Here is a 4,265-nt window from a genome sequence, read left to right as displayed (position 1 = left end):
CCGGCGGCTCGGTGGCCCACCTGACGGGCCGCCGGGCCGCCGGGCCGTTCGGCATCCCGGTCGCCCGGTCAGCCCGGCACCCGGTCGCCGGGTCGCCCCGCCGCCCGGTCAGCCCACAGCCGCCCGGCGGTCCGGCCGGGCCGGTCGGTCCGGTCGGTCCGGTCGGTCCGGTCGGTCCGGCTAGGCGAATACCCGTTCGAGGACGACGGCGATGCCGTCGTCCTCGTTCGATGTGGTGACCTCGTCGGCCACCGCCTTCAGTTCGGGGTGGGCGTTGGCCATGGCGACGCCCCGGGCCGCCCACCGGAACATGGGGATGTCGTTCGGCATGTCGCCGAAGGCGAGGGCGTCCTCCCGGCGCACCCCGAGGTGCTCGGCGGCCAGCGCCAGCCCGGTCGCCTTGGTGATGCCGCACGGCTGCAGCTCCACGGTCCCCGGCCCCGACATGGTGACCGTGGCCAGCGAGCCGACCACGCCCCGGGCCGCCGCCGCCAACTCGTCGTCGCCCAGCCCCGGGTGGCGCAGCAGCACCTTGCTGATCGGCGCCCGCCACAGCTCGTCGCGCCGCTCGACCCGCACGGCGGGCAGGGTCGGGTGCGGCATGCGGTACCCCGGCTCGATGAGCGTCAGCCCGTCCACGCCGTCCTGGTCGACCGCCGCGTACACCTCGCCCACCTCGGCCTCGATCTTGCCGAGCGCGGTCTCGGCCGTCTCCCGGTCCAGGGTGACCGACCACAGCAGCCGGTCCGCCGCCGCGTCGTAGAGCTGGGCGCCCTGACCGCACACGGCGAGCCCGCCGCCGCCGAGGGCCGCCAGCAGCGGCCGTACCCGCGGCGCGGGCCGTCCGGTCACCACCAGGTGCCGGGCGCCGGCCGCCGCCGCCCGGTGGAGCGCGGCGCGGGTCCGCTCGGACACGGTGTCGTCGCCGCGCAGCAGCGTTCCGTCCAGGTCGGTGGCGATGAGGGCGTACGCGGGGGGAGGGGGTGCGGCCATGATCAGAGAATACGGACCCGCCGGGGGCCCGGGACCACGGGGAAGCGGGGGCGGGCACGGAACCGGCCACCGCCGGCCTCCTCTCCCAACTCCCTTTCCTCGCGCGGCAGGTGAGCGGGACGGCTCGGTGCGGCACCCGGCCGCTCCCCGCCGGGTGCCCTGCCGCCCTCCCCCGCTGGCCGCTCTCCCCGCTGGGCACCCGGCCGCTCCCTGCCGGACGGCACGACCCGACGGCCGAAGTCCCCGCCGGACGGCACGGCCCGGCAGCCGAAGTCCCCCTCAGGCGGGTCTGTCCGGTGTGCCGCCGCGGCGGCTGGTGCGCCACAGTTGGTACAGGTGCCGGGCTCCCGGCCGCACGAAGCGGGCGAGCATCGTGAGGAACGGCATCGGGTCGTCGCCCGCGAGCCAGGCCAGCTCGGTGCCGCTCGCCCGCGCCGGGGCGTGCGGGGTCGTATAGCCGCTGCGGCGGTAGGCGAGCAGGGCGGGCAGGTCGATGTTCTCCACGACGAACCGGTGGCCGGCCCGCTGCTCGCCCTCCGGGACCGGCCGCCCGGTCAGGTCGAGGTGCATGGCGCGCACCACGTCCACCCCCGACCCGCTCTCGAAGAGCCGGAACTGCGCGCCCATCCGCGGGTTGAAGTCCAGCAGCTTGTACTGCCCGTCGCGCCGGTCGAAGCGCAGGTCGAGGTCGACGATCCCGGTGAAGCCGATCTCCTTGACGAAACGCGCGGCGAGGTCCGCGAGTTCCGGGTTGTCCACGACGTACGCGCTCGCCGTCATGCCCGCGTGCGGCGGCCAGGAGCGCACCTTGACGCCGGTGAACAGGGCGAGCGGGTGGGAGTCGCGGTCGAAGTAGGCGTGCACGATCCAGTCCTCGGCCTGCTCGCGCGGCAGGTACTCCTGGATGATCACGCCCGGCCGCTCGCCCCAGTCGCGGGCCAGCGAGAGCAGTCCCGCGCGGGTGGCGACCCGGGTGGTGCCGTTCACGGCCGGCCGGCTGCGGCGCGTGAACGCCTCGCGGTTCTTCACCACCACCGGGAAGCGGGCCGTCTGCGCGAACGCCGCGATGTCGTCGTACGACTGCGGGAAGACGGCCGCCGGACTCGGCACACCGTGCTTCACGCACAGTTCGTGCAGCCCCTGTTTGCTGGCCAGGAGGCGCGGCAGGCCGGGCTCGACGCGCGGGAAGAGGAAGTGGCCGCCGAGCGCGTCCTGGTGCTCGGCGATCAGGACGGCGGCCTCCTCGTCGGTGGGCACGAGGACGGCCGGGCGGCCGATGCGGCGCGCGATCCGCAGCAGGCCCTCCACCAGGTGGTCCGCGTCCTCCGTGCCGGTGGTCGGCCAGACGAACGCGCGTCTGAGATAACGGGAGGAGGCCGCCGGGGTGTACGCGTCCTCGGTGACGGCGTACATCGGGACGCCGGCCCGGCCCAGGCTGCGGATCGCCCCCACCCCGCCGTGGTGCAGCGGGTAGTCGCCGAACTTGACGATCAGACCCGGTACGTCCGGATCCGCCGCGAACGGCACGCCGACGGTTCTCCTGGCCACGGGTCCCCCCACGTGTCCCCCTTGCGGGGCGGATCCACCCCGTCCGCGCCCCAAAGGACGCTAAGCCGGAATTAGGCGCTCCCACAAGGCCAATTGGGACATTGCAAACTCTTTAGGCACTGCCGGAAACCACCGGCGCCCCCGTAACGTGTGGCCCGAACCGCACACGTGCGGTCCCGCCCCGCACGGCACGCACGGCACACGAAAGAGAGGCAGTACCGATGCCCCCCTTCGAGGTCCCCGAGGGCGATCCCTTCGGCCCGCACAACCTTCCCTACGGTGTCTTCTCCCGCGCCGGATCGCAGGAGAGATCCGTCGGCGTCCGGCTCGGCGACCACGTCCTGGACGCGGGCGCGGCGGCGCTGGCGCTCGGCTCGCCGTACGCCGCCCTCCTGGCCCGGCCGACCCTGAACCCGCTCCTGGCCGCCGGGCGCACCGCCTGGTCGGACGTGCGGCGCGCGCTGACCGCGTGGGTGACGGTGCCCGCCCACCAGGAGACCGTGGCCCCGTTCCTGCACCCGCTGTCCTCGGTCACCCTGCACCTGCCGTTCGAGGTCGCCGACTACGTCGACTTCTACGCCTCCGAGAACCACGCCCGCAACGTCGGCCAGATCTTCCGCCCGGACGCCGCCGACTCCCTCACCCCCAACTGGAAGCATCTGCCGATCGGCTACCACGGCCGCTCCGGCACGGTGGTGGTCTCGGGCACGGACGTCACCCGCCCGGCCGGCCAGCGCAAGGGCCCCGCCGACCCCGAACCGGTGTTCGGCCCGTCCGTGCGGCTGGACATCGAGGCCGAAGTCGGCTTCGTGGTGGGCGTGCCGTCGCGGATGGGGCGGCCGGTGTCGCTGGAGAACTTCCGCGAGCACGTCTTCGGGCTGTGCCTGCTCAACGACTGGTCGGCGCGCGACATCCAGGCCTGGGAGTACGTGCCGCTCGGCCCGTTCCTCGGCAAGTCGTTCGCCACGTCGGTGTCGGCGTGGATCACTCCGCTGGACGCGCTGGAGGACGCGCGGGTGGCGCCGCCGGAGCGCACGCATCCGCTGCTGCCCTACCTCGACGACTCCGCGGACGAGCCCGGCGGCTACGACCTGCGGATCTCCGTCGCGATCAACGGCCACGTGGTGTCCGAGCCGCCGTTCTCGACCATGTACTGGACGGCCGCCCAGCAACTGGCCCACATGACGGTCAACGGCGCGTCCCTGCGCACCGGCGACCTGTACGGCTCGGGCACGGTCAGCGGACCGGAGCCGGGGCAGCGCGGCTCGCTGCTGGAGCTGACCTGGAACGGCCGGGAACCCCTCGAACTCCCGGACGGCAAGCGGACGTTCCTGGAGGACGGCGACGTGGTCACCCTGTCGGCGTGGGCGCCGGGCGCGGACGGCACGCGGGTGGGGCTGGGAGAGGTGACGGGACGGATCGTCACGGCCTGAGGCGGAGGAATCGGTACGGGGCGGATCGGTCAGCGGTCCGGGGGCGGGCGAGGGGCGGGCCGGTCCCTACGCCCGCCCCTCCCGCCCCTCGCCCGCCCCGTCCCGCCCCGTCCTGCCGCGTCCCGGGGTGCGGAATTCGGCCGCTCTCGGGTCCTGACTCGTGCCGCCCGGCACCGTCATACTGACGGCGGGACGCGCGGACTCGCGGGACCGGCCCCGCGCCGGACCTTCCCCGAGCACGCCCCGCAGCACCACCGGCGCACCAAGACCGCACCACCAGCGCACCGCGCA

3 protein-coding genes are annotated in these 4,265 nt (G+C 74.6%); 1 reads left to right on the top strand and 2 read right to left on the bottom strand.

Features of this window, described 5'->3' with window-relative positions; genetic code table 11:
- Positions 1 to 180: 180 nt before the first annotated feature.
- Together K7787_RS31240 and K7787_RS31235 are read right to left on the bottom strand one after the other, a co-directional pair.
- Entirely contained in the window at positions 181 to 993 is an 813-nt protein-coding gene (locus tag K7787_RS31240) for a Cof-type HAD-IIB family hydrolase (protein WP_009190054.1), read from the bottom strand.
- Positions 994 to 1,272: 279 nt separating this feature from the next.
- Positions 1,273 to 2,520, bottom strand: coding sequence for a carboxylate--amine ligase (locus K7787_RS31235; RefSeq protein ID WP_223003695.1), 1,248 nt, complete (start codon positions 2,518 to 2,520; stop codon positions 1,273 to 1,275).
- A 242-nt stretch (positions 2,521 to 2,762) separates the two neighbouring features.
- On the opposite strand from K7787_RS31235, the gene fahA reads away from it, so the two are divergent.
- On the top strand, positions 2,763 to 3,974 hold the full coding sequence (gene fahA / locus K7787_RS31230) for a fumarylacetoacetase (RefSeq protein WP_223003694.1): 1,212 nt from the start codon (positions 2,763 to 2,765) through the stop codon (positions 3,972 to 3,974).
- The last annotated feature ends 291 nt before the right edge of the window (positions 3,975 to 4,265 follow it).

Origin of the sequence: Streptomyces sennicomposti (assembly GCF_019890635.1) — a bacterium.
GTDB lineage: Bacteria > Actinomycetota > Actinomycetes > Streptomycetales > Streptomycetaceae > Streptomyces > Streptomyces sennicomposti.
This window is presented reverse-complemented; position numbering and strand designations above follow the sequence as displayed.